Annotated in this window: 26 protein-coding genes, 2 rRNA genes and 1 riboswitch (1 of these 29 running past the window's edge); of the genes, 26 read left to right on the top strand and 2 right to left on the bottom strand. The window is 46.6% G+C overall.

Annotated features, from left to right (window positions below):
• The 3 genes from ACEN8J_RS22275 to ACEN8J_RS22265 form a co-directional block, all read left to right on the top strand.
• Window positions 1-2,197: ribosomal RNA gene (locus ACEN8J_RS22275) — 23S ribosomal RNA — on the top strand; it begins 732 nt to the left of the window's first position.
• A gap of 144 nt (window positions 2,198-2,341) precedes the next feature.
• A 5S ribosomal RNA gene (rrf, locus tag ACEN8J_RS22270) occupies window positions 2,342-2,458 on the top strand.
• 234 nt (window positions 2,459-2,692) lie between these two features.
• Window positions 2,693-3,112, top strand: coding sequence for a hypothetical protein (locus ACEN8J_RS22265; protein ID WP_013308104.1), 420 nt, complete (start codon window positions 2,693-2,695; stop codon window positions 3,110-3,112).
• A 364-nt stretch (window positions 3,113-3,476) separates the two neighbouring features.
• On the opposite strand, the gene ACEN8J_RS22260 is transcribed toward ACEN8J_RS22265, so the two are convergent.
• Window positions 3,477-4,004, bottom strand: a complete 528-nt coding sequence (locus ACEN8J_RS22260) for a hypothetical protein (RefSeq protein WP_029519392.1) — start codon at window positions 4,002-4,004, stop codon at window positions 3,477-3,479.
• 399 nt (window positions 4,005-4,403) lie between these two features.
• Between ACEN8J_RS22260 and ACEN8J_RS22255 the strand changes: the two genes are divergently transcribed.
• The 10 genes from ACEN8J_RS22255 to rsmI all read left to right on the top strand — a co-directional run bounded on the left by ACEN8J_RS22255 (window position 4,404) and on the right by rsmI (window position 12,335).
• Window positions 4,404-4,589: a sigma factor G inhibitor Gin gene (locus ACEN8J_RS22255; protein WP_023986422.1), complete on the top strand. Its 186-nt coding sequence runs from the start codon at window positions 4,404-4,406 to the stop codon at window positions 4,587-4,589.
• Between the two features lie 143 nt (window positions 4,590-4,732).
• Window positions 4,733-6,316 (top strand): aminotransferase class I/II-fold pyridoxal phosphate-dependent enzyme, encoded by a 1,584-nt coding sequence (locus tag ACEN8J_RS22250; RefSeq protein WP_029519391.1) that lies wholly within the window; start codon window positions 4,733-4,735, stop codon window positions 6,314-6,316.
• A gap of 103 nt (window positions 6,317-6,419) precedes the next feature.
• A complete protein-coding gene (gene tmk, locus ACEN8J_RS22245) occupies window positions 6,420-7,067 on the top strand; it encodes a dTMP kinase (protein ID WP_029519390.1) in 648 nt (215 codons plus the stop codon).
• Between the two features lie 74 nt (window positions 7,068-7,141).
• A complete protein-coding gene (darA, locus tag ACEN8J_RS22240) occupies window positions 7,142-7,471 on the top strand; it encodes a cyclic di-AMP receptor DarA (RefSeq protein WP_007427998.1) in 330 nt (109 codons plus the stop codon).
• A gap of 197 nt (window positions 7,472-7,668) precedes the next feature.
• Window positions 7,669-8,112 (top strand): YaaR family protein, encoded by a 444-nt coding sequence (locus tag ACEN8J_RS22235; protein ID WP_013308108.1) that lies wholly within the window; start codon window positions 7,669-7,671, stop codon window positions 8,110-8,112.
• A gap of 161 nt (window positions 8,113-8,273) precedes the next feature.
• Window positions 8,274-9,269, top strand: coding sequence for a DNA polymerase III subunit delta' (gene holB / locus ACEN8J_RS22230; RefSeq protein WP_023986424.1), 996 nt, complete (start codon window positions 8,274-8,276; stop codon window positions 9,267-9,269).
• A 138-nt stretch (window positions 9,270-9,407) separates the two neighbouring features.
• On the top strand, window positions 9,408-10,208 hold the full coding sequence (locus ACEN8J_RS22225; protein WP_013308110.1) for a PSP1 domain-containing protein: 801 nt from the start codon (window positions 9,408-9,410) through the stop codon (window positions 10,206-10,208).
• A gap of 27 nt (window positions 10,209-10,235) precedes the next feature.
• Complete coding sequence (gene yabA / locus ACEN8J_RS22220; RefSeq protein ID WP_025722558.1) at window positions 10,236-10,610, top strand: DNA replication initiation control protein YabA; 375 nt, start codon at window positions 10,236-10,238, stop codon at window positions 10,608-10,610.
• Between the two features lie 91 nt (window positions 10,611-10,701).
• Window positions 10,702-11,457, top strand: a complete 756-nt coding sequence (locus ACEN8J_RS22215) for a tRNA1(Val) (adenine(37)-N6)-methyltransferase (protein WP_341071447.1) — start codon at window positions 10,702-10,704, stop codon at window positions 11,455-11,457.
• Window positions 11,454-12,335 carry a 16S rRNA (cytidine(1402)-2'-O)-methyltransferase gene (gene rsmI / locus ACEN8J_RS22210; RefSeq protein ID WP_029519388.1) on the top strand — a complete coding sequence of 294 codons (882 nt, stop codon included), beginning with the start codon at window positions 11,454-11,456 and terminating at the stop codon, window positions 12,333-12,335. Before ACEN8J_RS22215 ends, rsmI begins: the two co-directional genes overlap by 4 nt.
• Window positions 12,336-12,459: 124 nt before the next feature.
• Here rsmI and ACEN8J_RS22205 read toward each other — a convergent pair whose 3' ends face one another.
• Window positions 12,460-12,714, bottom strand: coding sequence for an AbrB/MazE/SpoVT family DNA-binding domain-containing protein (locus tag ACEN8J_RS22205; protein ID WP_007428005.1), 255 nt, complete (start codon window positions 12,712-12,714; stop codon window positions 12,460-12,462).
• A gap of 331 nt (window positions 12,715-13,045) precedes the next feature.
• Here ACEN8J_RS22205 and ACEN8J_RS22200 point away from each other — a divergent pair, with 331 nt between their 5' ends.
• The 13 genes from ACEN8J_RS22200 (at window position 13,046) to ACEN8J_RS22140 (ending at window position 25,634) form a co-directional block, all read left to right on the top strand.
• Window positions 13,046-14,329: an HD domain-containing protein gene (locus ACEN8J_RS22200; protein ID WP_029519386.1), complete on the top strand. Its 1,284-nt coding sequence runs from the start codon at window positions 13,046-13,048 to the stop codon at window positions 14,327-14,329.
• A 42-nt stretch (window positions 14,330-14,371) separates the two neighbouring features.
• Entirely contained in the window at window positions 14,372-15,142 is a 771-nt protein-coding gene (locus ACEN8J_RS22195) for a TatD family hydrolase (protein WP_318628343.1), read from the top strand.
• Window positions 15,143-15,343: 201 nt separating this feature from the next.
• A riboswitch (cyclic di-AMP (ydaO/yuaA leader) is annotated at window positions 15,344-15,626 on the top strand.
• 271 nt (window positions 15,627-15,897) lie between these two features.
• Entirely contained in the window at window positions 15,898-17,046 is a 1,149-nt protein-coding gene (locus ACEN8J_RS22190) for a resuscitation-promoting factor (protein WP_029519383.1), read from the top strand.
• A gap of 146 nt (window positions 17,047-17,192) precedes the next feature.
• Window positions 17,193-17,738, top strand: a complete 546-nt coding sequence (gene rnmV, locus ACEN8J_RS22185) for a ribonuclease M5 (protein ID WP_013308117.1) — start codon at window positions 17,193-17,195, stop codon at window positions 17,736-17,738.
• A gap of 7 nt (window positions 17,739-17,745) precedes the next feature.
• The gene (gene rsmA, locus ACEN8J_RS22180) at window positions 17,746-18,630 is read left to right on the top strand and encodes a 16S rRNA (adenine(1518)-N(6)/adenine(1519)-N(6))-dimethyltransferase RsmA (RefSeq protein WP_029519379.1); all 885 of its coding nucleotides are present in this window, start codon (window positions 17,746-17,748) and stop codon (window positions 18,628-18,630) included.
• 55 nt (window positions 18,631-18,685) lie between these two features.
• Window positions 18,686-19,582: a sporulation peptidase YabG gene (gene yabG / locus ACEN8J_RS22175; protein WP_023986432.1), complete on the top strand. Its 897-nt coding sequence runs from the start codon at window positions 18,686-18,688 to the stop codon at window positions 19,580-19,582.
• A gap of 201 nt (window positions 19,583-19,783) precedes the next feature.
• Window positions 19,784-20,065, top strand: coding sequence for a biofilm formation stimulator Veg (gene veg / locus ACEN8J_RS22170; protein ID WP_013308120.1), 282 nt, complete (start codon window positions 19,784-19,786; stop codon window positions 20,063-20,065).
• 162 nt (window positions 20,066-20,227) lie between these two features.
• The gene (locus ACEN8J_RS22165) at window positions 20,228-20,407 is read left to right on the top strand and encodes a small, acid-soluble spore protein, alpha/beta type (protein ID WP_007428013.1); all 180 of its coding nucleotides are present in this window, start codon (window positions 20,228-20,230) and stop codon (window positions 20,405-20,407) included.
• A gap of 144 nt (window positions 20,408-20,551) precedes the next feature.
• Window positions 20,552-21,406, top strand: a complete 855-nt coding sequence (ispE, locus tag ACEN8J_RS22160) for a 4-(cytidine 5'-diphospho)-2-C-methyl-D-erythritol kinase (protein WP_029519377.1) — start codon at window positions 20,552-20,554, stop codon at window positions 21,404-21,406.
• A 181-nt stretch (window positions 21,407-21,587) separates the two neighbouring features.
• Window positions 21,588-22,415 (top strand): pur operon repressor, encoded by an 828-nt coding sequence (purR, locus tag ACEN8J_RS22155; RefSeq protein WP_029519376.1) that lies wholly within the window; start codon window positions 21,588-21,590, stop codon window positions 22,413-22,415.
• A 175-nt stretch (window positions 22,416-22,590) separates the two neighbouring features.
• Complete coding sequence (spoVG, locus tag ACEN8J_RS22150) at window positions 22,591-22,878, top strand: septation regulator SpoVG (RefSeq protein ID WP_007428016.1); 288 nt, start codon at window positions 22,591-22,593, stop codon at window positions 22,876-22,878.
• Window positions 22,879-23,223: 345 nt separating this feature from the next.
• The gene (gene glmU / locus ACEN8J_RS22145) at window positions 23,224-24,621 is read left to right on the top strand and encodes a bifunctional UDP-N-acetylglucosamine diphosphorylase/glucosamine-1-phosphate N-acetyltransferase GlmU (protein ID WP_342434689.1); all 1,398 of its coding nucleotides are present in this window, start codon (window positions 23,224-23,226) and stop codon (window positions 24,619-24,621) included.
• Between the two features lie 59 nt (window positions 24,622-24,680).
• Window positions 24,681-25,634 carry a ribose-phosphate diphosphokinase gene (locus tag ACEN8J_RS22140; RefSeq protein ID WP_013308125.1) on the top strand — a complete coding sequence of 318 codons (954 nt, stop codon included), beginning with the start codon at window positions 24,681-24,683 and terminating at the stop codon, window positions 25,632-25,634.
• Window positions 25,635-25,667: the final 33 nt, after the last annotated feature.

Below are 25,667 nucleotides of genomic sequence, written 5' to 3'. Positions count from 1 at the left end.
TGATCTACCCCTGTCCAGGGTGAAGGTGCGGTAACACGCACTGGAGGCCCGAACCCACGCATGTTGAAAAATGCGGGGATGAGGTGGGGGTAGCGGAGAAATTCCAATCGAACCCGGAGATAGCTGGTTCTCCCCGAAATAGCTTTAGGGCTAGCCTCGGAAAGAAGAATCGTGGAGGTAGAGCACTGATTGGGTGCGGGGCCCGCAAGGGTTACCAAGCTCAGTCAAACTCCGAATGCCATAGATTTAGTTCCGGGAGTCAGACAGTGAGTGCTAAGATCCATTGTCGAAAGGGAAACAGCCCAGACCATCAGCTAAGGTCCCCAAGTGTGTGTTAAGTGGGAAAGGATGTGGAGTTGCACAGACAACCAGGATGTTGGCTTAGAAGCAGCCACCATTGAAAGAGTGCGTAATAGCTCACTGGTCGAGTGACTCTGCGCCGAAAATGTAACGGGGCTAAACACACCACCGAAGCTATGGCTTGATGCTTTGCATCAGGGGTAGGGGAGCGTTGAATGCGGGTTGAAGGTGTACCGTAAGGAGCGCTGGACTGCATTCAAGTGAGAATGCCGGTATGAGTAACGAAAAGATCTGTGAGAATCAGATCCGCCGAAAGCCTAAGGGTTCCTGAGGAAGGTTCGTCCGCTCAGGGTAAGTCGGGACCTAAGGCGAGGCCGATAGGCGTAGTCGAAGGACAACAGGTCGAAATTCCTGTACCACCGTAATCCGTTATGAGCGATGGGGTGACGCAGTAGGGTAGTGACGCGGACTGATGGATGTCCGTCTAAGCAGTGAGGCTGATGTGTAGGCAAATCCGCACATCGTAAGGCTGGGCTGTGATGGGGAGCGAAAATTATAGTAGCGAAGGTCATGATCTCAGACTGCCAAGAAAAGCCTCTAGCCAGGAGAAGGTGCCCGTACCGCAAACCGACACAGGTAGGCGAGAAGAGAATTCTAAGGCGCGCGGAAGAACTCTCGTTAAGGAACTCGGCAAAATGACCCCGTAACTTCGGGAGAAGGGGTGCCTCGGTAGGGTGAATAGCCCGAGGGGGCCGCAGTGAAAAGGCCCAAGCGACTGTTTAGCAAAAACACAGGTCTGTGCGAAGCCGCAAGGCGAAGTATACGGGCTGACGCCTGCCCGGTGCTGGAAGGTTAAGGGGAGTGGTAAGCTCGCAAGAGCGAAGCTATGAACCGAAGCCCCAGTAAACGGCGGCCGTAACTATAACGGTCCTAAGGTAGCGAAATTCCTTGTCAGGTAAATTCTGACCCGCACGAATGGCGTAACGACTTGGGCGCTGTCTCAACGAGAGATCCGGTGAAATTTTAATACCTGTGAAGATGCAGGTTACCCGCGACAAGACGGAAAGACCCCATGGAGCTTTACTGCAGCTTGATATTGAATTTGGGTACGATCTGTACAGGATAGGTGGGAGCCGTCGAACTTTGAGCGCCAGCTTGAAGGGAGGCATCCTTGGGATACCACCCTGATCGTATCTAGGTTCTAACTTGGTACCGTAAACCGGTGCGAGGACAGTGTCAGGTGGGCAGTTTGACTGGGGCGGTCGCCTCCTAAAGAGTAACGGAGGCGCCCCAAGGTTCCCTCAGAATGGTTGGAAATCATTCGAAGAGTGCAAAGGCAGAAGGGAGCTTGACTGCGAGACCTACAAGTCGAGCAGGGACGAAAGTCGGGCTTAGTGATCCGGTGGTACCGCATGGAAGGGCCATCGCTCAACGGATAAAAGCTACCCTGGGGATAACAGGCTTATCTCCCCCAAGAGTCCACATCGACGGGGAGGTTTGGCACCTCGATGTCGGCTCATCGCATCCTGGGGCTGAAGTAGGTCCCAAGGGTTGGGCTGTTCGCCCATTAAAGCGGTACGCGAGCTGGGTTCAGAACGTCGTGAGACAGTTCGGTCCCTATCTGTCGTGGGCGTAGGAAATTTGAGAGGAGCTGTCCTTAGTACGAGAGGACCGGGATGGACGTACCGCTGGTGTACCAGTTGTTCCGCCAGGAGCACCGCTGGGTAGCTATGTACGGAAGGGATAAGCGCTGAAAGCATCTAAGCGTGAAGCCCCCCTCAAGATGAGATTTCCCAGTATGTAAGACCCCTTGAAGACGACGAGGTAGATAGGTTGGGGGTGGAAGTGCAGTAATGCATGGAGCTGACCAATACTAATCGGTCGAGGGCTTATCCTAAGATAAAACGCAATGAGTTTCGGATCCAGTTTTCAGGGTGTAAGTTTTGTATTGTATAAGCACAAGTGGCTTATATGGAACAAGCGAACACACAGCATTTGGCGATGCTGATTCCTGAAAAAGAATTTGCTCAGCAGATTCATGTTTGGTGGCGATAGCGGAGGGGTTCCACACGTACCCATCCCGAACACGACCGTTAAGCCCTCCAGCGCCGATGGTACTTGGACCGCAGGGTCCTGGGAGAGTAGGACGTCGCCAAGCAACAAGTAAAGAGGACCATGATCTCAATGAGATCATGGTCCTCTTTTGCATATATGTATATTTTAGAAATATCCTTACAAAAGGAAGGTAACATTTTTGTTACGGAATGTAAGAGTAAACCCTGTATAATATAGGTATTGGATCCCATACACACACGCTGCATTGTTGCAGAATTATGCAAACTCCATCATAGGATTTTTGTATAATCAATCAGGCTGGTAAGGAGGGAAGATCATGCGGCGAAATAAATGGCTTGCTCTATTGGTGCTATTCAGTGTCGCTGTCGCGATTCTTACCGGGTGCGTGGAAGAGGAGCCTTCTTGGACATCGTTTGAGGGTGCTGCCAACGAGAAGACGTTTCCGGTTCCCAAGGAAGCTAGTAAAACCGATCGGGCCAGCAGTAATTCGGACATGGACTATGTTCGCTATGCACTGCCAGCGTTGAAGGAAAGTGATAGTCTACCTGCTCCTTATCTAGAGGAGATTGCAGCTTGGGGCTGGACTGAGGAACCGAATCTATCCACCTCCAATCAGAAGGTGTTTCAGAAAAATAAACACATGGTGCATTTGTCTGTGCATGATGGTTCTTTTACTGTATTGGTTCCAAAAGACAGAAAGGCTGTTGTGAAGAGCAAAAGCGTGGATCTTAATTAGGAGTACGGTTTTCAACCGGTAAGCAGCATAGGACTTAATGTAGATCATATTTATAGTAAACTCATAGCGTATCGTATGCTGTGTATAATGATGAATGATGAGATTGGATGTGGGGAAGCACTCAGAACTGCCGTTGAGTAGGGAGTAGCTTCCTTTTATATATTTGCATGTTGAATAATTGCTCTACATTTAACGAGGATAAAGGTGAGGAAAAGTTTACTTGATAAGAGAATAAAGCGATTATGGTTGTTAAGTCGCAAAAAAAGGAGTAACCGATTGAGGTTGCTCCTTTTTGCTTCAGTCTAGATCGTTGTAGGTAGTTCAGATCCGGATTTTTTATCTGTACGGATATGAGTGGTTAGATTTACTGTTGATAATATGAGGCATCTTCATCGGTAAACTTCAACATGCCGTCTTTTCTCTCGCCCGTAAGCCGACTGAGGATGTATAGACGCGGTGCAATAAGCCATAGATGCCAGAAGAGTAAGGATACCGTAAAGGCTGGTGGAGACCAGAGAATGAATACGCCTGATAAGCAGATACCGATCCAGAGGGTATGTATGTGCACACGACGAAAGATGCTATAGCCTATGTACTGGTCTGTCATATAGCCTAGCCATGGTAACTTACGGTGGAATGCCCAGCGTTTGCGGAAGGATGCTCCGCCACCGATGTATAGGACAGATCGTGAGATTACGAAGTGTACCCATAAGGTAAGGAAAAAGGCAAGAGCAAACAAAAACACGCTAGTCCAGGAAAAGGCAAGAAGCAGAAAGAGAAGCATAATAATAGGAAGTGAAATATGACTCCATACTAGTTGACGCGGTATACTGATTTTTTTAATGAGCTTGTAGTGATAGTAGGTAGCTTTGGTTCCGGTTTCCTCTGTCATGCGAACAGTCCTTTCATTAATCTACTGCATCACAAGTGGCTTCCCGTCCACAGCCGGAAAAAGGGACGGTACTTCGCTCATGCCGCTTTAAATAAGCATTTAATCGTTTTTGTAGAAATACAGAATGATCGACATCCAGTGTTAGCTAGCCTACTCTATAATTACTGGAAAAGCTATCACTGATGAAGTGTTCAAGGCTCCGATGAAAGGGTATCCATACATAAGAGCTTTTCTTATTATATCGGCATAGACGGCTGTTTTTTAAACATACGGGGTACAAACACCATAATGACCCAGGAGGAATATATATAGAGTATATCGTCAAACTGAGCTATGAAAAGGTTTAAAATAGTAGAAAGTGCCCCATACTAATAGTAAAAGAAACAAGGTGGGATGGATATGCATGATCAAGGCGGCCACCGCTGTATTATATGCGGACAGCACAAGCATGAAGGCATTTTTATCGTTTCCGAGTTTATCTGTGATACGTGTGAAGCTGAAATGGTACACACGGATGCAACTGATGCCAAATATCATTTTTTTATTGATCAACTAAAGCAAATCTGGGTACAGAAAAATGCATAATATCCTTTGCTAATTAGTCTTTGAAGGATTGGCATTCAAGGTCTGTCGATACGGGCCTTTTTTTCTGTGAGTAAAAGTAGGATTCCGCTTGATTTTACGATAAAATAAGGTAGATATAAAGCTTTGTTTGGAAGGATTGCAGAATGATGGGGAAAAAGGCGGTACACGCACCATTAATGGAAGCCCTAATACGTTACCGGACTCAGGGCAATGCTTCTTTCCATGTGCCCGGTCATAAAAATGGACAAGTATATGAGCATGAAAATATTGCATCTCTGTTGCAAGAAGTGATGTCTATTGATGCGACAGAAATTACTGGACTGGATGATTTGCATCACCCAGAAGATGTGATTCGTGAAGGGCAAGAGCTGGCTGCAAAGTGTTTTGGTGCTGAAGAGAGCTTTTGGCTAATTGGAGGAAGCACGGTCGGTAATTTGGCTATGATTTTAACTGTATGTACGGAGCCGGGAGATCTACTGCTGGTACAGAGAAATGTACACAAATCTGTCCTGAACGGTCTCATGCTGTCAGGGGCTAATGCGGTATTCCTGGATCCGGAAATAGATACACTGAGCGGATTGGCGGTTGCCCCAACGACGGATACAATAAAGGCTGCACTGAAGACATATCCTTCGGCAAAAGGGGTGTTACTTACACTACCTAATTACTATGGGATGGGACATGACCTAACGGCAACGGCTAAGGTCTGTCATGCAGCCCATGTGCCGCTATTGGTAGATGAGGCCCACGGTGCCCATTATGGGCTGCATCCTCGTTTGCCAGCCTCTGCGCTATCCTGCGGGGCTGATGTAGTCGTCCAATCGACACATAAAATGCTCCCAGCCATGACCATGGGGGCCATGTTACATGTGCAGGGAAAGAGAATTCATCGGGAACTACTTCGTCAGCGACTGGCGATGGTGCAAAGCTCTAGCCCTTCTTATCCGTTAATGGCTTCATTGGATTTGGCAAGATGGTATATAGAGGCGTATGGAGCAGATGCCTTTACCATGGGCTTAGCGGCAGTAGATGCTTTTAGAAAGGGCCTGGAGCAGCTCCCGCGCTTTCGCTTGTTAGAATCTACACAGCAGGCACTAGAGGGGGAATACGCTCACAGGGGAACCTCTGAGGTCCTAGAAAGGGCTGAGGAGGGAATAAGCAGATATTCAACCCAGGATCCCTTTAAATTGGTGCTGTATGATACATGGGGTATACTGGATGGATTTGAACTCAAGCACGAATTGGAGACTTACGGATGTGTTCCAGAGATGAGCGACGAAAAACATGTTGTTTTATTGTTTACGTTAGGCTCTACGGCTAAGGATGCGAGTCACCTGTTGCAGGCTCTTGTGCATATAAATAATGATATAAGATTTAAGGAGACGGCTGGTGAGCCGGGGCCAACGGAAAAAGAGCAGCAAAGACTCGAATTAGATTTTTCCACGTGGAACAATGATAGAATGAAGGGATACTCTATTCCGGTGCCGTTTGGGCTTCGACCGATTAGCCCCGATCAGATGGAGACGGTGCCTGTAGAGGAATGCGCTGGCAGGGTAGCGGCCGAAATGATTATCCCGTATCCTCCAGGTATTCCACTGCTATATGCAGGAGAAACGATCACAGAAGCGATTGCACTGCGGATGGGTCGTCTACGTAAGCTGGGAGCCAAATGGCACGGGGTAGCAGATGAAAGTATGCTTACAATTCGGGTATTCCGTTTACAATAAAGATTAGATACTAGAGACTTAACAAATACAGAAGACTGAATAAAAGAAGCATACGTAGCCTGTGGGTGACTTTTATTTTTCAGACAGGAAAGCAGGGAATAACATGAATCGCAAAGGCATTTTTATTACACTGGAGGGGGGAGACGGCTCCGGTAAAACAACTATGATTCAACGGCTGGCGAAGTTTATGGAGGAAGAAGGCTATCCAGTCATCACGACAAGGGAGCCGGGTGGCATCGAAATTTCCGAAAAGATTCGTTCTATCATTTTGGACCCTGCTCATACCAGTATGGATGCTCGAACAGAGGCACTTTTATACGCGGCGGCACGGCGTCAGCATTTGGTGGAGAAGGTAAAGCCGGCTATTGAACAGGGAGCTATCGTATTATGTGATCGTTTTGTGGATAGTAGCTTAGTCTATCAAGGATTTGCAAGAGGAATCGGAATTGAAGAGGTAGCTTCAATTAATCGCTTTGCGGTAGATGATTGGGAGCCGGATGTCACATTTTATCTGGATATTGAGCCCGAACTGGGATTGGCAAGAATTAGTGCGTCACGAGGAGCAGAAATGGACCGCCTCGACATGGAGAGTATATCGTTTCACCATAAGGTGCGAGAGGCATATTTGGAGTTGGCTCGCAAATTTCCGGAGCGAATTACAATTGTTGATGCATCTCCGGCGCCAGAGCAGGTGGAGCAAGTATTGAAGGATTTGCTGAAAACACGGTTTGCTCAGAATTTTAGCATATAATTGTCGAAGGATATACGGTAAAATTGAGCTAGGGACAAGGTTGTCTCTAATATGACTTGAAGGAGGAATACAGGATGAAGCTGATTATTGCGATTGTACAGGATAAGGACAGTAATAGATTATCCAGCGGACTGGTGAAAGCTAATTTCCGTGCTACCAAATTGGCGAGCACAGGAGGATTTCTGCGTGCAGGTAATACGACATTTATGATCGGTGTTGATGACAATCAGGTGGACTCATTAATGAACGTCATTCGCAGCAGTTGCAAGGTTCGTGAACAGCTGGTCACACCCGTTACCCCTATGAGCGGGACGACGGACTCCTATTTACCGTTGCCTGTTGAAGTGCAGGTGGGTGGAGCGACGGTATTCGTGATGCCTGTAGACCGTTTCGAGCATTTCTGAATCTACACAATAGGGCCTATTCTGCCGATATGATAGGGGAATCGCCTGTATCTTCCTGCATGATGGGAATGAGGGCAGATCTACTAAAACGGCAGCGCTACAGCGCAGTCCCCGGAAAGCCGAAGAAACCCTGAGTTCTAGGTTGAACTGTTCATGAAGGGGGAAAGTGGAAGCATCCGGGGAGAAAGCAGGTTTATATGAAAATAAATCCGGGCTATCGCCCTTTACAAAGTACATTGTCTACAAATGAAATGAGTGCAAAGCCAATTCAGCCCAAGAGCTTCTCCGACGTTATGCAGCAAAATGGTGAGCAAGCTTCGCAGGAGGAATTGAATCGGCGCTTTAAGGAAATACAAATGCAGGGAGATCGTCTTGCACGTTCAATGACGATTCGTGAGCTGAAGGCCTATAAGATGCTGGTTAAACGGTTTTTGGAAGATACCGTTCGGCGAGGCGTGTCCATGAAGGACACGAAGGGCTGGGATCGCCGGGGACGCAGCAAACGTTATAAGCTGATTGATGAAGTGGATGAGCTGTTGCTCAAAATGGCAGATGAACTGCTCGAAACCGAGCAAGGCAAGATTGAGCTTTTGCAAGGGGTCGGTGAGATCAGAGGATTGCTAATTAATCTCTCATTTTAATGCAGACTTATGTTATAAATGAATACAGACGGGCTATTGCCACGAAGAAATAATCTGCTTGCTGATCATGCTGGCAGATTATTTTTGACTATGTACATGCCTGGAAGAACAACGATTTGCCGATGGATCACAGTTGTTTTCAGTGGAGAAAGTGAGGAAATATGTCTTTTCAACATATAATGGGCCAGGATGTAGCCAAAAAAATGCTGCAAAGTGCACTACGGAATCATACGGTCAACCATGCCTATGTTTTTAGCGGGCCGCCGGGAAGCGGGCAGATGAACATGGCGCAGATCTTTGCTAAGGCTTTATTTTGTGAGCGACAGACGGACGATGCATGTGGGGAGTGTTTGTCATGCCGCAAGGTAGAGCACGGGAATCATCCAGATTTGCATATTGTAGAGCCGGATGGAGCTACGATTAAAATTGATCAGATTCGCGGGCTTCAACGTATATTTTCTTACAAATCTGAAAGCTCCAATCCGAAGGTATATATCATCCGACAGGCGGATACCATGACAGTGCAAGCTGCTAATAGCTTACTTAAATTTCTGGAGGAGCCCCAAATTCCAGTGGTCGGTATACTCATTTCTGAAAATGGACAGGCGTTGCTGCCTACGATTCAATCACGGACGCAGCAGGTTCCTTTCCACGCTTTACAGCCGGAGGTGATGATGCAGGCATTAATTGGGGAAGGCTATACGGCAGGGCTTGTCCGGTCGGTCGTTCATATTGCTTCAGGACTGGAATCATGTAGAGAAATTCTCCAGCAGAATTGGTTTGCAGAAATTAGAAACGTAGTGTTACAATTAGTGAAGGAGTCCATGAGTCGGGGGAGCTCGTCTATTATTCTGGCTCAACAGAAGATTTTTAAAACTGGACTTTCTGAACACCTGGATATTCTGTTTCATCTGTTTCATTTGTGGTTTAAGGATATGCTTCATTTCCGTTACGGAAGGCACGAAAGCATTGTTTTCATAGATCATTTGGAGTCCGTCTCCAAATTGGCAATCACCCGCAGCACGGAACAATGGGTCTCTTATATGGATTTGGCCGCGAATTGCAGGAAGAAGCTCCGTTTTCACGTCAACGGGCAGTTATGCGTGGAGCAGCTTCTGATTGGGTTGTCCGATACAAGCGGTTCTATCACCGGCTAACAGGAAGGCGCGCTTGTTCCACTCTGCACAATCCGCGACGCCAGGTTCCCGGTTTGTGCGACAGTGAGACTTCAATTGCGGCCATTCGTACAATGTCGGCTTCAAATGAGGTTTAGTGGCATACAAGGGGGTTAATTTTTGTATAGTGTAGTGGGTGTCCGTTTCAAGAAGGCGGGCAAGACTTATTATTTTGATCCGCTGGATCTTCCAGTGGAGAAAGAAAACTGTGTCATTGTAGAGACCGCGCGCGGTATTGAATATGGCAAGGTTGTAGTAGGCAAAAAAGAGGTAAATGATTCGGATGTTGTCCTGCCCTTAAAAAAAGTCATTCGTATTGCTGGGGATGATGACGCTCTTGTGGTAGAAGAGAATAAATTAGCGGCCAAGGATGCATTCGGCACGTGTTTAAATAAAATTAAAGACCATGGCCTTAAAATGAAATTGGTAGATGTAGAATTTACATTTGACCGCAATAAGATCATTTTTTATTTTACGGCAGAGGGTAGAGTAGATTTTCGAGAGCTTGTAAAGGACTTGGCCAGTATTTTTCGTACACGGATCGAGCTGCGGCAGATCGGCGTACGGGATGAGGCTAAAATGCTTGGCGGAATTGGACCTTGTGGACGTATTCTGTGTTGCTCCTCATGGCTGGGGGATTTTGAGCCGGTATCTATTAAGATGGCGAAGGATCAGAGTTTGTCGCTGAATCCGACGAAGATTTCCGGGTTGTGCGGGAGATTGATGTGCTGTCTCAAGTTTGAACATGATAACTACGAAAGTATGCGAGAAGAGCTACCTCAGGTGGGTAAGATGGTTATCACCTCTTTGGGGGAAGGTAAAGTCGTAGGTGTGAATGCAGGTCATCGCACGGTGCATGTTCAACTGTTTGAGATCAGTAAGGTCAAGGAACTTCCAATGGACGATGTAGTCGTCAAGTAAACCATTAGGTTGCTTCGGGGTGGAAACTTGGATAAATTAAATGTTTTTGCGCGTATTCACGAAATGGAAACCCAAATGGGACAGTTGCATAGCGATCTGGGTGAATTGAAACTGGCAGTTAAAGAGCTGCTGGAGGAAAATCAACGACTAACGATTGAAAACGAACAGGTGCGCAAGATGCTCAAACGTGAAACCTCTGGAGAAGAAAAGACGGCAAACAAGCCGAAGCTTCCTCCTCCGATCGTCATTAAGGATGAAGGGCAAACGGGTGAGGTCGTGGGCGAAGGCTACGACAATCTAGCAAGGCTGTATCATGAAGGATTTCATATATGCAACGTGTATTACGGACATTTGCGAACGGAAGGCGATTGCCTCTTCTGTCTGTCATTTTTGAATAAATAAAAACAAGCCGTAGGAGCAAGATGCCTACGGCTTTTTTTGTAGGGAAGTATGAGTGAAAAGCGACTTTGGTTATAAAAGATGGGAGAGCACTATGGAGGAAAAAGAAAAGAAGTCTGAACGAATTGATGATCTGCTTTCACATAATTTGCGCATTATCCAGAGTGATGAAGTATTCAGCTTCTCGATGGATGCGGTCTTGCTGGCACGTTTTGCTGGTATTCCGCAGCGTGGAAAGATTCTGGATCTGTGTACAGGCAATGGGGTTGTCCCCCTGCTGCTAACGACACGAACAAAAGCGTCTATTGAAGGAATTGAGATTCAACCACGCTTGGCAGATATGGCTAGACGCAGTGTCAGCTTGAATGGATTAGAAGCAGCAATTCAGATTCGGGAAGGGGACCTGCGTGAGCTGGTTCACATCACGGGACATGGTGTTTATGATGCGATTACCGTGAATCCCCCCTATATGCCGCTAAATGGTAGCGATATCAAGCTGAATCCTCACCAGGCAATTGCCCGTCATGAAGTGAACTGCACACTGGAAGAAGTCATTCAGGCATCCACCCGGCTTGTCCGTAATGGGGGAAAAGTATCCATGGTTCATCGCCCGCAGCGGCTGGGCGAGATTATAACCTTGATGCGTAAACATAGTTTGGAACCCAAAAGAATACGTTTTGTTCACCCACGAGTTCATATGGAAGCCAATATGGTACTGGTTGAAGCATTACGTGACGGTAAACCCGAGGTTCGTTTGTTGCCTCCGCTCATTGTATATCAGGAAAGTGGGAATTATACTCAGGAGATAAGAGATATCTATGGAGAAGTAAGCAAGGGGGATTCTGTGTGAAAGCAGCTGTACAAAAAAGCTTTAGTAACAGCGAAGAAGAACGGGGAAAATTGTATCTTGTTGCAACACCTATTGGGAATCTGGAAGATATGACCTTTAGGGCAATTAACACCTTAAAGTCGTGTAGTATTATCGCTGCCGAAGATACGCGGCAGACACGTAAACTGCTCACTCATTTCGAAATCACACCGGATATGCTCTTTAGTTATCATGAACATAATAAGGTTGCCAGTGGGCCTGAACTGATACGTTACATAATAGAAGGGAAAAACTTGGCGCTGGTTAGCGATGCAGGTCTACCGGCCATTTCTGACCCTGGTTCGGATCTGGTCAAGCTGGCACTGGAAGCGGGAATTAGCGTCATCCCCATCCCAGGAGCGAATGCGGCACTATCTGCTTTAATTGCCTCAGGACTGGATACAGAAAGGTTCACCTTCGCTGGTTTTCCACCACGGGAGAAAAAGGACCTGGAGAAGCTGTTGCTATCGTTTCAGGTATCTCACGGCACAATTATTTTTTATGAATCGCCTCATCGTATTGTGAAGACATTGATGGTGTTGAAGGAAACATTAGGTTCACGCAAAGTGGTGCTTGCGCGTGAGCTGACCAAGCTGCATGAGGAATGGGTACGAGGAACCGTGGAGCAATGCCTTGCTAAACTAGAGGAAAATCCACCGATTGGTGAGTATTGTCTAGTGGTTGAAGGAAAAGACGAAGAGGAAGAAGAACAGGAACGTCAGGCATGGTGGCAGTCCTTATCTTTGGAGTCCCACGTCGCACATTACGAGCAAGAGGGACTTACACGCAAGGACGCAATGAAGCGTACAGCCACAGATCGTGCAATCTCCAAGAGAGATGTTTACAACGCACTCTTATGAATATCTGCCTAAACAAAAAAGGGCCTTCCAACGGTTGGGTTCAAACCGTGGAAGGCAACAAGGAGTGTATATGAAAAAGGTTAGAATTAACAATATCTGATAAGTCTATTATATACTAAAATTCTCAGTTTGTCACAGGTGTTGGGATTTCAGAAATGCAATCTTGGCAAACAATTTTCCCTTTGAAGTAAATTACGTTCTCAGCATTACCGCAGAAGATACAAGCAGGCTCGTATTTTTTAAGCATGATGCGTTCGCCATCAACATAAATTTCCAACGCGTCTTTTTCCCCGATTCCCAGGGTACGGCGCAATTCGATTGGAATAACAACACGTCCGAGCTCGTCGACTTTTCTTACAATACCAGTGGATTTCATCATAATAAATCAGGCTCCTCTCGCCGTTTAAAATAATATAAGTGTCATGATTCGACAAAATTTTCTCTTTTCTGATATTTACTATACCAACGATTCCCAAAACAGTCAACCTAAAAAATGTAGTAACAGTCTGATTATGCAAAAGTATTTAGATTAAAGAGCTTTACTCATGTGCATTGCCTTATCTTATTGATGATTTATTCAATTTGTCGATTTGGAAATGTCGAAAAACTATAATTCGACATATTACGACAAAGAATGTCGAATGAGGGAAATGCTTTAGGATTTTATTGTATTTTAATCCATTATTCCGAATATTAAAGGAGCTGATATCTTGCACCAGCCACTCAGTGAAGAAAAAGTATTTAAAGACCCGGTACATAATTACATTCATGTTCAGGATACTGTGATATGGCGGTTGATCAACACGCCGGAGTTCCAACGTTTACGCCGCATACGGCAGTTAGGCACATCGTATCTTACGTTTCATGGAGCGGAGCATAGCCGTTTTTCACATTCATTGGGCGTATATGAGATTACGAGAAGTATTATTTCTCAATTTGAACGTGGAGATTTCCCAGATTGGCCGAAAGAGGAAAGGCTGGTTGCTCTGTGTGCAGCTCTATTGCATGATGTGGGGCATGGCCCATTTTCACATTCAATTGAGGAAGCCTTTCATATGAACCATGAGGATTGGACATGCCGCATTGTACTGGGAGACACGAAGATCAACGCCGTGCTACGGCAAGTCGACGAGAAGCTTCCACAAAAGGTGGCTGCAGTTATAGCCAAAACGTATGATAAGCCGATTGTTGTTAACTTGGTGACCAGTCCGCTAGATGCCGATCGTATGGATTATTTGTTGCGGGATGCTCATTCGACAGGTGTCAACTACGGCACGATTGATTTGGATCGTATTTTACGACTGTTGCGTCCTCATAATGGGAGAATTGTTGTGAAGGAATCAGGCATGCATGCAGTAGAGGATTATTTAATGTCACGCTATCAGATGTATTGGCAAATTTATTTTCATCCTGTAACACGCAGCTCGGAGATCCTTTTACGTAAAATTTTCAAGCGAGCAAAGGAATTGTTTAAAAACGGATATGAGTTTGGTTTTCTGCTGGACCCGCTGCCGGATCTGTTGAAAGGAGAGCTTACAGTAGAGCAATATCTAATGCTCGATGAGTCATTAATTCAGACCGTATTTAGCCAGTGGAAACGAGAAAAAGACGAAATTTTAAGTGATTTGAGCAGCCGCTTTATGGACCGTAGATTGTATAAATATGTAGAGATTGAAAATATGGATACAGATACCATTGACAGTATTCGGAAAGCTTTGGAAGAGGCTGGTTTGCACCCTGAATATGATTTTGAAATTGATTTTCCGACGGATCTTCCTTATGATGTGTTTCGGCAGGGTGGCTCGACGGACAACCAGATTTTACTGCTTGGACGTCAGGGCGAGGTGAGTGAAATTTCCGAAGTTTCGGAAATTGTGCGCTCCATAAGTGGTATCCACCGAGGAAAATATCATATGTATTTTCCCCAGAATAAATTGAACGCGGTAAAAGACAGGCTTCCTGCCGAAATAAGGAATTATTTTGTCAAAGAATAGACAACTATATAGAAATGTAAGTAAAAAAAGGAGATGTAAACCTTGGATTTATTCGACACTCATACTCACTTGGATGCGCCACAATTTGACGAAGATCGTGAAGAAGTTATAGCACGTGCTGTCGAATCAGGAGTAACGCGGATGATCAATATCGGATTTAATCGTGAGACCATTCCATCCACCATGAAATTGGCCGAGACGTATGATTTTATTTATGCGGCAGTTGGATGGCACCCACAGGATGCGATTACAATGCAAGAGGGCGATTTAGAATGGATTGCATCGTTATGTAGTCATAAGAAGGTCGTAGCCATCGGAGAGATCGGTCTGGATTATTATTGGGATACATCACCGAAGGATATTCAGCATCGGGTGTTTCGAAATCAAATTGGTCTGGCTCGTGAGCTCAAAATGCCCATTGTTATTCATAACCGGGATGCCCATGAAGATATTGTTAGGATTTTGCGTGAGGAAAAAGCGAGTGAGATTGGCGGAGTCATGCACTCCTTTTCTGGGAGCTGGGAGACAGCCAAAATGGTGCTGGATATGGGATTTCACCTTTCCTTCGGTGGTCCAATAACGTTTAAAAATGCCAAGCAGCCAAAAGAGGTGCTGGCACAGGTGCCACTGGACCGTCTGCTCATTGAAACGGACGCGCCCTACCTGACGCCGCATCCGTTTCGCGGGAAGCGAAATGAGTCTGCGCATGTGAGACTGGTAGCAGAGGCTGCAGCCCAAATTAAGGGGATTACAGTGGAGGAATTAGTGTCAATAACGACCCAAAATGCCTTGGAACGATTTGACATTCAATAAAAAAGCGAAGAAATCGATCAAAATAAAGAGATAGACGAAGCTAATCATGAATTTGTTGCAGGAAACTCGAGAATATTACAATATTTTAACCGAATATTTTGAAAAATGTACTTGAAACCTGCTTTACAACATGCATAGAAACAGGATATCATCTTTTCAGTGAATTGTTGTTTGAATGTAAACATCAACAAGTCATTTCATGAACCAGTCTCGCTGAGTCCCTTTTACAGGGAACGGGGGAACCGATATGGCTTACAGTACGTCCGGCGTATGTGCAAGAAGGGAACGTCCCTTCCGCCAGCCGGCTCGACCTAATTTCTTTTCCCGGATGGGATTGAACAGGTGGAGGAGCCGTATTTCGATTTCTTTCTGGGTCTTCGGGGTGAATGTGAAGGCGACCGCCATGAGCGGTTGACCCAAGCTAGGGCGACTCTCTACGTCCGAACCCGACAGCTAACCCCGTAAGCGTAACAAGAGAGAAGCCATCTCGTGCATGAGTTTTCCCGCATATTCACACATGCCGGAAGCCACGAAAGAGCTCTCTAGTCTCTTTCTTTGGCTTTTTTTGTTGTGAATAAAAGAAAATCTGTCATCATACTGTGGTTAAACAGGGGAGGACAGCATGCCGCGAAGACGGGTACATGGTGCAGGACAGTCGCAGTTTGGGCTTGTCTTGTAGAAAATCTGTTATAGTCACGTCAAATCTCAACTATGTCTTACTCCAGACGGCGGGCTATGTAAGGAGGACGGAGGAAATGGGCATTTTCCAAAAAGAGGAGACCCATGAGTCACGCTCATCCAGCATGTCTTACGTATTGCGTTGGAAGCAAGAGAATGTGCGCCAGGCTGCTTTGGTTGCTATTTTTCTAATCGCGCTAACGATTATGATTTCAATTCTGATGTACACGCAATCTAAAAAACAAGTCTTTTTTGTCATTGATGGCAAGGCATCTGCGGTAGAAACCCGGGAATCCAAGCTTCAAGATTTGCTGAGCGAGCATTCCATTTCACTTCAGCCGCATGATACAATTTCTATGCCGCTAAATGGAGCAGTACAGGATGGGGACCGCGTAGTCATTAAACGTGCCAATCAAGTTAAAGTATCTTCAGGCAATGAGACGAAAAAGCTGTACACAACAGAAAATACAGTAGAAGGTGCCATTCGTACCTCGGGCTATAAATTATCGTCAACGGATAAAGTTTATCCTGCGTTGGATGCCTCTGTTTCGTCTAACATGGACATAAAAATCGTCCGTGTGAAGAAACAGCAGGTCGAACAGAAAAAACAGGTGCCTTATCAGGTCATCAAAACGGCCGATCCAAGTCTTTATAAAGGCGATAATCGGGTCATTCAAAGCGGCAAATCGGGTGTGGTAGTCCAGCACGTTCAAAAGGTATATCATGATGGAAAGTTGGTATCCAAACAGCTGGTTAACAAGGAAGTTGCACAGAACCGTGTGGATAAGGTTATTGCGGTAGGAACGAAGAAAAAGCCGGTCGTTCTTGCTGCTTCCGTCGGTCCCAATGATGCGGTTAAGACAACAACGGTTAGTTCGGGCAGTGCTGTCCGTAAAGCAGGCGTCAATTTTAAATATAGCAAAGTTTTACAAAATGTCTCCATGACGGCGTATTCCTCACAGGAGCCAGGTATCGGTACACGTACTGCATCCGGCACGCGCGTGACGGAAGGCCGTACCATCGCTGTCGATCCGAGTATAATTCCAATCGGCTGGTGGGTGTATATCGAAGGAGTGGGCTTCCGCCGTGCGGAGGATACCGGTGGCGCGATTAAAGGCCACAAAATCGATGTGTATTATGAGAGTTTGAGCCGAGCCAACCAATTTGGTCGTAAGCACGGTAAAACCGTATATGTTATCGGACCGGTAAAGCCTGAAATCAACTAAAACAGGTTGTGTATGTTGAGGGCAATGCGATAGTATTAACAACATAGTTATGCCATGCTAAGAAGAGGATATCCTCTTCTTATTTTGTTTTCAAAAGCAGGGAAAGATAAATATAGCTTGCTGTGTAGCAGTGGAGGGAAATGCAAATGATCAAGGAAGTGATCGTGGTAGAGGGCCGGGATGATACGGTGGCCATTCGCCGCGCTGTTGAAGCGGATACGATAGAAACTGGCGGCTCAGCCATTAATAAAATGACGCTGCGTAAAATTGCATTGGCGCAGGAGCGGCGGGGGGTCATCATTTTAACCGATCCCGATCATGCAGGGGAGCGCATCCGTAAGATTATCGCTTCCAAGGTACCCGGCTGCAAGCAGGCCTTTATACCCGAGGCAGAAGCGACGCGCAAAGGAGATATTGGTGTGGAGAATGCCTCACCGGAAGCGATCAGACACGCTCTCGCACGGGTTCATACGACAGTAGAAGGCGCCGACCCGCTGATTGAGTGGGCGGACCTGATTGATGCTGGACTTATCACCCACCCCAATGCTGCTGCACGCCGTATGGCCTTAGGGAATGTGCTGGGTATTGGTTATTGTAACGGAAAGCAGCTACATAAACGGCTCTCTGTATTTCAGATCAGCCGCGAGGAATTTGCCGGAGCGCTGGCACAAATTGAAAGTGAAGGATTGTGATATCCGTATGACAGGAATTCAAGATATAGCAACACCGCGGCGTACAAAGGAAATTATTCAACGGCACGGTTTTTCGTTCAAAAAGAGTTTGGGACAAAATTTCCTGATTGATCAAAATATTCTCAATAAGATTGTGAATGCTGCCGGATTGGATGAGACGAAGGGCGCACTTGAGATTGGTCCTGGGATTGGCGCTTTGACCGAGAAGCTGGCGCAATCGGCCAAGGTAGTTACCGCTGTTGAGATTGACCAGCGGCTACTGCCAATTCTCGAAGAAGTGTTGGCCCCTTATGAGCATGTGAAGGTACGTCATGGAGACGTGCTGAAGCTGGATTTACGCGAGGTGTTTGCAGCTGATTTTGCAGACGTGAGTAAAGTAAGTGTCGTGGCTAATCTGCCGTATTACGTTACTACACCGATTCTGATGAGGCTACTGGAGGACAAGCTTCCTTTGGAGAATATCGTCGTTATGATCCAAAAAGAAGTGGCTGAGCGTATGGCTGCGTCTCCTGGAACGAAGGATTACGGTAGCCTGAGCATTGCAGTACAATATTACAGCGAACCTGAATTGGTCTGTATTGTACCGAATACAGTATTTATTCCCCAGCCAAATGTGGAGTCTGCAGTCATTCGGTTGCGTGTACGGGAAGCCCCTCCGGTGGAAGTGGTGGATGAGAAGCACTTCTTTGAAGTGGTTCATGCTGCTTTTGCCCAGCGTCGTAAAACGATTTCCAATAACTTAAAAAGCCGATTCTTCACCAAAGAGAACAAGGACACGTTGGAGCCGTTGTTGCAACAAGCTGGTATTGAACCCTCCCGTCGAGGAGAAACGCTAAGTATTGAGGAATTTGCGCGTCTCAGTGCTGTTCTGGTGGAAGCAGGTATATCCTAAGCTGGAACCAAACTGTGCATTCACCCATACGATATACGAGGGGTGATACAGTGTGATGAGTTTAGGAGACTTGGTCGTTCGGAAATCGTACGGCGGAGATGTCACGTTTCGCGTTGAGGACATCCAGCGGGATAAAGCGATCATTAAGGGAATAGAATTTCGGTTGCTGGCCGATTCCCCGGTGAACGATCTGGTCAGAGTGCCTGCAGACCAGATTAGCGGTAAGACTCAGCAGGCTCACATTAAGGCTGGTGAGTCTCTTAATCTGTTGCAACGGGCACGCCAGCAGCAAGCTGCTCGTAGTCAGGCAGCTCTGGTTGGGGACTGGAGTGATCCAGTCGAGTCAACGTATTTTGAAATGCCGGGAAAGGTTCTTCATCTGGATGGAGATCCCGGCTATTTGAAAAAATGTCTCAGTTTATATGAACAGCTCCGTGTTCCTGCAGAGGGACATCACGTTCATGAATCGGCAATGGCGGATACGTTGTACCGGCTGCTTCCCCGTATCCGTCCGGATATTGTAGTGATTACCGGACATGATGGCGTGCTAAAGCAGCCACAGCCTTACGATTTGTACAGCTTGAAAAGTTATAAAAATTCGCAAAATTTTGTGGCGGCAATTCAGGTAGCAAGACAATATGAACGTCATCTGGATTCGCTGACCATTGTAGCGGGGGCGTGCCAGTCCCATTTTGAGGCGCTGCTGCGTGCGGGAGCGAACTTCGCCAGCTCACCAGGGCGTATCCTGATTCACGCGCTGGACCCCGTTTACGTGGCTGCCAAGGCGGCCTTTACTTCGATCCGTGATACGGTGAATATGGGGGACCTGTTTCACCAGACAATCAGCGGCAGTCGCGGAGTGGGTGGAATTGAAACCAGAGGAAGCTATCGCATCGGCCTGCCGAAGCTTGAAAATTTGTCAACGCTTAAAGTAACGCCTTCTGCAATCTAGGATTCAAATGTGCCAATAGGATTGACTTGAACAAAAAGCCTCTGCTTTCAGAGGCTTTTTGTCATTTTTTATATAAATTATTCCTGTTCGCAAAAAATTAAATTGACAACTTATTTTTCGTGTTGTTATAATATTTAGCTCGATTTGACAATCCCTCTAAAATTCGTTATAATGGACAAGGAAAGAGGTGGTCGTTAGGCAATGGCTAAAAATACGCTGTTGGAAATCAAACGCAGTCTCGACGCACATGTAGGGCAAAAAATTTTGCTGCGGGCTAACGGCGGACGCCGTAAGACCGTCGAACGAACTGGTGTCTTGGAAGAAACGTACCCTTCTGTTTTTATCGTCAAGCTGGATCAGGAGCAACAGACGTTTAAACGTGTCTCCTACAGCTATGCTGACATCCTTACCGAGTCGGTGGAAGTCAGCGTATATGATCCCGACTCCCATACAAGTGTAGTCGAATATTTTGAAACACCTTAATTCATTTCGTGATTTATACCAGCTTTGCAGGTTTAACGACGGCTTCGTCATTTCAAATGACGGGGCCGTTTTGTATATACAGAGCAGGATGAAGCATGACATCTCTGCACATACTAAGCCGGGAATGATCTTCCTTATTCCATTGCCGAAGGAGGCGTATGTATGAGCCGAAGAAGACGGAGTGTCATGTCGGAGGAGCTAAAGTACGAGCTGGCCAAAGATCTTGGATTTTACGACACGGTCAAGGAAGAAGGCTGGGGAGGCATTAAAGCCAAGGATGCGGGCAATATGGTCAAGCGGGCCATCCAGCTTGCTGAGCAGGCTGCTTCTCGCAAATCGTAGCCATCGGTGGTGCTGATGAAAAGCGGGGATATCCGGGATTAGACCGGGTCATCTCCGCTTTTTTGAACCTCATGACTTGACACGCTGAGTCTGATATAATATGTTAAGCTGTCTTGAGGGAAAAGTTGAAGGTGGGTGAACGCCTTGAAAATATATGAAAAAGCACCGGCGAAAATCAATTTAATGCTTGATGTTCTACGTAAACGGGACGATGGTTATCACGAGGTCGAAATGATTATGACCATGGTCGATCTGTCTGACCGATTGACGATGTCTGAGTTACCGCGTGATACCATTATTATTTCAAGTCAAGCCGGGTACATACCATTGGATGAAAAGAATTTGGCTTTTCAGGCTGCGCGCCTGATCAAAGAACGTTATAACGTGTCTACGGGCGTCCACATCCATCTGGATAAGCATATCCCGGTGGCAGCAGGGTTGGCGGGTGGAAGTAGTGATGCTGCCGCAGCGCTGCGTGGACTGAACAAGCTATGGAAGCTTGGTATCTCGGATGCCGAATTAAGGGTGCTGGGTGCGGAGCTGGGCTCAGATGTACCTTTCTGTATTACAGGGGGTACAGCTTTAGCGAGTGGACGCGGAGAACTGCTCAAGCCACTTCCGAATCCGCCACAATGCTGGGTGATCCTTGCGAAGCCGCCGATTAATGTATCGACGGCTGAAGTGTACGGTCGTGTCAAAGCGGATCAGATTACGCACCACCCGTCTGCACGCCAGATGGAGCATGCGATCCGTAACGCTTCTTTTACCGATGTATGCAACGCACTGGGGAATGTACTGGAGGATGTAACACTAAAGCTGTATCCAGAGGTAGAGCATCTTAAAAACTCCATGATCCGCTTAGGAGCAGACGGTGTGCTGATGTCAGGTAGTGGACCTACGGTGTTCGGACTAGTATCGAAGGAAGCCAAAGTGCCACGGATTTACAATGGACTAAGAGGGTTTTGTAAAGATGTGTACGCAGTACGACTTTTGACCTGATTTTAGATATTTCTTTCTTATTATAGTGGCAATTGTTGTACAAATACGTACGAAGATGATATATTTACTATTAAATATTCGGATTTCACTATATCACTTACATTCCGCCAGCAACCGGCCAGTCCGCCGGTGCTTTACTGTACGAAGCGGGCGGCAGGAGAATAGATCGCGAGGAATTGTTGTGAAAAAACTTAAAAGAAGCTCACGATTGGTGGAAATGACGCAATTTTTATTGTCACGGCCGCATACGCTGGTGCCTCTTACTCATTTTGCGGATCGCTACGGGGCAGCTAAGTCGTCCATAAGCGAGGATCTGGCCATCATCAAGGAAGTATTTGAGGATGAAGGTACTGGCGAGCTTCTGACGCTGGCGGGAGCGGCAGGGGGCGTGAAACTGATCCCGAGGCTTTCCAAGCAGCATGCGCTTGCGTTTGCGAACGACCTGTGTGCGCAACTGGAGCAGCCTGACCGCATATTACCGGGAGGATACCTGTATTTGTCCGATTTGCTGGGCCAACCTGCGATGATGAACGAAGCTGGTAAAATATTCGCGACCGCCTTTGCCAATCGTCAGATTGATGTGGTTATGACGGTGGAGACCAAGGGTATTCCACTTGCCTATGCAACCGGAGCACAGCTGAATTTGCCAGTCGTTCTCGTACGGCGTGATCATCAGGTAACAGAAGGCTCGGCTGTAAGTATTAATTATGTTTCAGGATCACAAAAGAGCCTGCATACGATGTCTTTATCCAGACGTGCGATGCGTGAGAAATCGCGTGTGCTTATCGTAGATGATTTTATGAAGGCCGGTGGCACGATTCAGGGGATGGTCGACTTGCTGGCTGAGTTTAATGCTGAGGTGGCCGGTGTAGGTGTGCTGGTAGAATCGGGCGAGGTGGAGAACGAAGAGCGCCTGCTGCACGATTATATTTCACTGGCGAATCTGACCGCAGTCGATTCTCGAAGCAAGCAAATTACGGTCAAGCTGGGCAATTATTTTGATGAGTGAACAGGGCTGTAAATTGTCACAATCCATCATAAAATACCTAAATATGTCGAAAAGAAATCTTTTCAAAAAAATTACCTGAATTTAGGATACGAATTGCCGAAAAAAAGAAGGATTTCGAACTGCTGTGTGGAATGTATACACCAAGTCCTATTTGGAAAAAGGTGGTGAAACACACATGCAGATTACGGATGTTAGACTCCGCCGAGTGAACTCAGAAGGAAGAATGAAGGCGATTGCATCCATTACGATTGATAACGAGTTCGTTGTTCATGACATCCGAGTTATCGACGGTAATAACGGGATGTTCGTAGCTATGCCAAGCAAACGAACTCCAGACGGAGAGTTTCGCGATATCGCTCACCCGATATCTTCAGGAACCCGTGAGAAGATCCAAGCTGCTGTATTGACTGAGTACGAACGTGCGGCTGTGGATGAAGAAGTTGCTATTGAAGAAGGCGCTTAATTCGCCTAAAGCAGGATTGGGGAACAAAAGAAAAAGAGAGCCACTAACTGTGGCTCTCTTTTCTTTTTGTCTGGAATGAGATATATTCTTTAGTGAGTTAACAGTCAGTTTTAAGGCAACTTGGAGCCATCCGGGCTGCCGAAGCGGCTTTTTCATAAGACAGGGACTAGGCAGCGATGCGTCCCGGGGATGAATGTCCAGCACAAGCTGGCCTGAAAAAATAGCCATTAACCAAAGGTTCGCCGTTATTTTTCAGGAGGATTGTGAAAAGTTAAGCAAAATCTGATCTGGGAATTAACGTTTTAGCCAAGGGGTAACTGTTATTTTCAGGATAGGAGGTTGGACTTGTTGGAAAGGTTGGCAGTCATTCTTGCCGCAGGGCAGGGAAAACGTATGAAATCCAAATTATATAAAGTTCTGCATCCGGTGTGCGGAAAACCGATGGTTGGGCATGTGCTCGACACGGTTCGTGAAATCGGTGTGTCCCGAAGTGTAGTCGTCGTGGGTCATGGAGCAGAGGCGGTACAGTCTTATTTGGGACCGACGGCAGAATATGCGCTTCAGGCAGAGCAGTTGGGAACGGGCCATGCTGTTAAGCAAGCCAAGGACTTGCTCGGTCAGGAAAAAGGTACAACCATTGTCATTTGTGGGGATACTCCTTTGATCACAGCGGAGACGCTGGAAGGCTTGGTGCAATTGCACGAGAGCCGTGGGGCAGCTGCGACGATTTTGACCGCTGAGTTGGACGACCCGAAAGGATATGGACGAGTTATCCGTGATGCTTCCGGGGCCGTGCTCAAGATCGTGGAACAGAAAGATTGTTCACCTGAGGAAGATGCTGTCCGGGAGATCAATACGGGAACGTACTGCTTTGACAATGCCAAGCTGTTTGCAGCGCTGGACAAGGTAACGAACACCAATGCACAGCAGGAATATTATCTGACAGATGTCATTGGTATTTTGCATGGTGAAGGTGAACAGGTTGAGGCGTATTTGACAGATGATGTGTCTGAATCCATCGGTGTTAACGACAGAGTCGCTTTGTCGGTAGCTGAGGGCTATATGCGTGAGCGCATCGTTCGCAAGCATATGCTAAATGGTGTCACTGTCATTGATCCGTCTTCTACCTATATCGGGAGCGAGGTTGTTATTGGTTCCGATACGGTACTGTACCCGAACACATGGCTGCATGGTCAAACACAAATCGGAGAAGATTGTGTGATTGGTCCGCAGGCTGAGATTCAGAATACGATTATCCATTCAGGCGCAACGGTAAAACATTCGGTGTTGAACGAAGCGGAAGTGGGAAGCAGTACATCTGTGGGGCCGTTTGCTTATCTGCGTCCAGGCGCGAAGCTTGGCGAACATGTGAAAATTGGTGACTTTGTTGAGGTGAAAAATGCGACCATTGGAGATCATTCCAAGGTGTCTCATTTGAGCTATGTCGGTGATGCCAAGGTGGGTACAAATGTAAATATTGGCTGCGGGGCAATAACGGTCAATTATGATGGATATAATAAATCCATTACAGAAATTGAAGACGATGCCTTTATTGGTAGCAACGTGAATCTGATCGCCCCGATTAAGATTGGAAAAGGTGCTTATGTTGTAGCAGGCTCCACTGTAACACATGCTGTCCCTGATAACGATCTGGCCATTGCCAGACCACGTCAAGAGAACAAAGTCGGATATGCGGACAAAATCCGCGCACGTGCCAAAGCGAAGAAGAAAAGATCGGAATGACCTTAATCAGCAAGCTGTTGAATCTGTAATGAATGAACCAGCACGGAGGGTTTCTATTAATGACTTATTGCGATTCCAAACTCAAAATATTTACTTGTAACTCCAATCCGAAGTTAGCCCACCAGATTGCGGACTACATCGGCATCCCAATGGGGGAATCCCATACCACATCGTTTAGTGACGGTGAAATCCAGGTTAAGCTGTCGGAAAGCGTACGCGGCTGCCATGTGTATATTGTGCAGTCAACTTGTCTGCCGGTTAACGACAACTTGATGGAGTTATTGGTTATGATTGATGCACTTAAACGCGCTTCCGCCAAAAGTATCAATGTCGTTATGCCATATTACGGTTACGCTCGTCAGGATCGTAAAGCTCGTTCACGCGATCCGATTACAGCGAAACTTGTCGCTAACTTGATTGAAAAGGCGGGGGCTCACCGCGTAATCAGTATGGATTTGCATGCGATGCAGATTCAGGGATTCTTTGATATTCCAGTGGATCATATGCTGGGAGCACCAATTCTGGCCCAATATTTCCGTTCCAAGCAAATTGAGAACCCGATTGTCGTTTCACCCGATCATGGCGGGGTTGTTCGTGCGCGCAAGCTGGCGGACTTCCTGAGTGCACCGCTTGCTATTATTGATAAGCGTCGTCCAGAGCCAAATGTCAGTGAAGTGATGAACATCATCGGGAACATTGAGGGTAAAACGGCTATTTTAATTGATGATATCATTGATACAGCCGGAACGATTGTATTAGGTGCAAATGCGCTTAAAGAAGGCGGCGTAAAAGATGTGTATGCGTGTTGTACACATGCTGTGCTGTCCGGTCCTGCTATGGAAAGACTGGAGAATTCGCCATTAAAAGAGGTGGTTGTGACGGATACAATCCCGATCGTTCACCCGAATCCGACAAGCAAGCTGAAGGTATTGTCTGTGGCTCCATTAATGGGAGAAGCTATCATCCGTGTGCATGAAGAATTGTCGATCAGCAAACTGTTTGAAATCGAATAAGCGCTGGCTCATTAAAAAGGGGTTGCCTTTTCC

The sequence above is a fragment of the Paenibacillus sp. Paensp38 genome, assembly GCF_059491915.1.
The sequence above is the reverse complement of the archived record's forward strand: the minus strand, read 5'-3'. Positions and strand labels throughout refer to the sequence as shown.

What these genes read in the sequence shown, in the direction of transcription:
- ACEN8J_RS22265 (WP_013308104.1), top strand. Translation starts at nt 2,693, where the DNA reads ATGCGGCGAAATAAATGGCTTGCTCTATTGGTGCTATTCAGTGTCGCT.
- ACEN8J_RS22260 (WP_029519392.1), bottom strand. Translation starts at nt 4,004, where the DNA reads ATGACAGAGGAAACCGGAACCAAAGCTACCTACTATCACTACAAGCTC.
- ACEN8J_RS22255 (WP_023986422.1), top strand. Translation starts at nt 4,404, where the DNA reads ATGCATGATCAAGGCGGCCACCGCTGTATTATATGCGGACAGCACAAG.
- ACEN8J_RS22250 (WP_029519391.1), top strand. Translation starts at nt 4,733, where the DNA reads ATGATGGGGAAAAAGGCGGTACACGCACCATTAATGGAAGCCCTAATA.
- tmk (WP_029519390.1), top strand. Translation starts at nt 6,420, where the DNA reads ATGAATCGCAAAGGCATTTTTATTACACTGGAGGGGGGAGACGGCTCC.
- darA (WP_007427998.1), top strand. Translation starts at nt 7,142, where the DNA reads ATGAAGCTGATTATTGCGATTGTACAGGATAAGGACAGTAATAGATTA.
- ACEN8J_RS22235 (WP_013308108.1), top strand. Translation starts at nt 7,669, where the DNA reads ATGAAAATAAATCCGGGCTATCGCCCTTTACAAAGTACATTGTCTACA.
- holB (WP_023986424.1), top strand. Translation starts at nt 8,274, where the DNA reads ATGTCTTTTCAACATATAATGGGCCAGGATGTAGCCAAAAAAATGCTG.
- ACEN8J_RS22215 (WP_341071447.1), top strand. Translation starts at nt 10,702, where the DNA reads ATGGAGGAAAAAGAAAAGAAGTCTGAACGAATTGATGATCTGCTTTCA.
- ACEN8J_RS22205 (WP_007428005.1), bottom strand. Translation starts at nt 12,714, where the DNA reads ATGATGAAATCCACTGGTATTGTAAGAAAAGTCGACGAGCTCGGACGT.
- ACEN8J_RS22190 (WP_029519383.1), top strand. Translation starts at nt 15,898, where the DNA reads ATGGGCATTTTCCAAAAAGAGGAGACCCATGAGTCACGCTCATCCAGC.
- rnmV (WP_013308117.1), top strand. Translation starts at nt 17,193, where the DNA reads ATGATCAAGGAAGTGATCGTGGTAGAGGGCCGGGATGATACGGTGGCC.
- rsmA (WP_029519379.1), top strand. Translation starts at nt 17,746, where the DNA reads ATGACAGGAATTCAAGATATAGCAACACCGCGGCGTACAAAGGAAATT.
- yabG (WP_023986432.1), top strand. Translation starts at nt 18,686, where the DNA reads ATGAGTTTAGGAGACTTGGTCGTTCGGAAATCGTACGGCGGAGATGTC.
- veg (WP_013308120.1), top strand. Translation starts at nt 19,784, where the DNA reads ATGGCTAAAAATACGCTGTTGGAAATCAAACGCAGTCTCGACGCACAT.
- ACEN8J_RS22165 (WP_007428013.1), top strand. Translation starts at nt 20,228, where the DNA reads ATGAGCCGAAGAAGACGGAGTGTCATGTCGGAGGAGCTAAAGTACGAG.
- spoVG (WP_007428016.1), top strand. Translation starts at nt 22,591, where the DNA reads ATGCAGATTACGGATGTTAGACTCCGCCGAGTGAACTCAGAAGGAAGA.
- ACEN8J_RS22140 (WP_013308125.1), top strand. Translation starts at nt 24,681, where the DNA reads ATGACTTATTGCGATTCCAAACTCAAAATATTTACTTGTAACTCCAAT.